This window comes from Streptomyces sp. N35, assembly GCF_016464295.1.
Classification (GTDB): Bacteria; Actinomycetota; Actinomycetes; order Streptomycetales; family Streptomycetaceae; genus Streptomyces.
The window spans coordinates 42,055-43,750 of sequence record NZ_JAEIMH010000014.1 but is presented as its reverse complement, the minus strand read 5'-3'; the positions used below and the strand labels follow the sequence as shown (position 1 = coordinate 43,750).

Annotated in this window: 1 protein-coding gene; it reads right to left on the bottom strand. The window is 74.1% G+C overall.

Annotation, left to right across the window (positions count from 1 at the left end; genetic code table 11):
• Positions 1–1,434, bottom strand: a 1,434-nt coding sequence (locus tag JAO81_RS10660) for a deoxyribodipyrimidine photo-lyase (protein ID WP_199547538.1), incomplete at its 3' end; no start/stop codon positions are given.
• Between the last annotated feature and the right edge of the window lie 262 nt (positions 1,435–1,696).

The window sequence follows — 1,696 nt, the reverse complement described above, 5'->3', positions numbered from 1 at the left end:
CCCCCCCGCCCCCCCCGCGGGCCACCCCCCGCCCCGGGGGGGGGGGGGCGCCGCCCCCCCCCCCCCCCCGGGGCCTCGCTTGAACCGGGCCAATCCGTCCGCCAGATCCACGATGGGGTCGGGGTAGTCGTCGATCGCGGCACGTTCGAGTCCTTGGAGTTTCCACGGCTCGTGCACGAACGGGGCCGCGACGTCCGCCAGTTCCGGCACCCAGCGGCGCGTGTAGACACCGTCCGGGTCGTAGCGCTTGGCCTGGGTCACCGGATTGAGGACGCGGTTGGGGCGCGAGTCGGTGCCGGTTCCGGCCATCCACTGCCAGTTGAGCTGATTGTTGGCCACGTCCCCGTCGACGAGGAGCGACAGGAAGTACTCGGCGCCGACGCGCCAGTCCACGTACAGGGTCTTGCTGAGGAAGCTCGCGGTGAGCAGGCGGCCGCGGTTGTGCATCCAGCCTTCGTGGCGCAGCTGCCGCATGGCCGCGTCGACGACGGGATATCCGGTGCGGCCCTCCTTCCACGCCTCGAAGTCCCGACGGGCCGATGCCGAGGTGCGCCAACGATCGTGCTGGGAGCGGTAGTTCCGCTGGGCCGCGTCGGGGCGGGCGGCGAGGACCTGCCGGTGGAAGTCGCGCCAGGCCAGCTGTCGTACGAAGGCCTCGGCGCCCGCTCCGCCTTTGCGCAGCGCCCGCTGGACGCATTCGACCGGGGACAGCGTGCCGAAGTGCAGGTGGGGCGAGAGCCGCGACGTACGGTCCCCGCCGAGGTCGTCGTGGCCGTCCTCGTACTCCCCCAGGCCACTGCGCAGCCACGCGCCGAGCTGCTCGCGGGCCGGCCACTCGCCGCCGGCCGCGAGCGCGGGTGAGACACCGGTGATGTATCCGCGTACGGGAAGGGGCTCCGAGCCCACGCCTTCGGGCACCCGCACCGTGCGCGGAGCCGGCAGCGGGGTGCGCATCGGCTGCTGTGCCCAGTGCCGGTGGTACGGGGTGAAGACCGCGAAGTGGTCCGACGAGGCCGGGGTCACCGTGCCGGGGGCCACCACGGTGCTGACGGTGTCGTGCACGGTCAGGCGGCACCCCAACGTCTCGAGAAGGGCGCCCAGTTGCTCCTCCCGGCGACGGGCGTGCGCGCTGTGATCGGCCGCCAGGTGCACCTCCTCCGCGCCGGCTTCGGTCACCACCTTGGCCACCTCGTCCGCGAGGTCCCCCGACCGCAGCACCAGCCGGCCGCCTCGCTCGCGCAGCCCCGCGTCGAGGTCGGCCAGGCAGTCCGCCAGGAACGCGAGCCGGTTGGGCGCGGCGAATCCGGCCGCGTCCACGGCACGGTCGCGTACGAACAGCGGCACCACCTCGCGCGACCGGTCCAGGGCGGCGTGCAGCGGCGGGTGGTCGTGCAGGCGGAGGTCGCAGGTGAACAGGACGACCGACACGGTCATGAGCGCGATCCTTCAGGAGAGCTTCGGGGCGGGTGGCCGCCAGTCGGTGACGAGGGTCGAAGCGGTCACACCCAGCCTTCCCCGCGCCGCAGACGTACGGATGCACCCTCGTGTGGCCTGAATTGGTGCATCCGCGGTCCGTCGAGCCCCGAATCCCCCGCGGAGCGGCCCTCACCGGACGGAGAGGCCCTCCGCAGACCACGACCGCCGCCCATCCCGGCGGGGCCCGCGGCCGCGGCCCCCCGGGGGGGGGCGCCGCCCC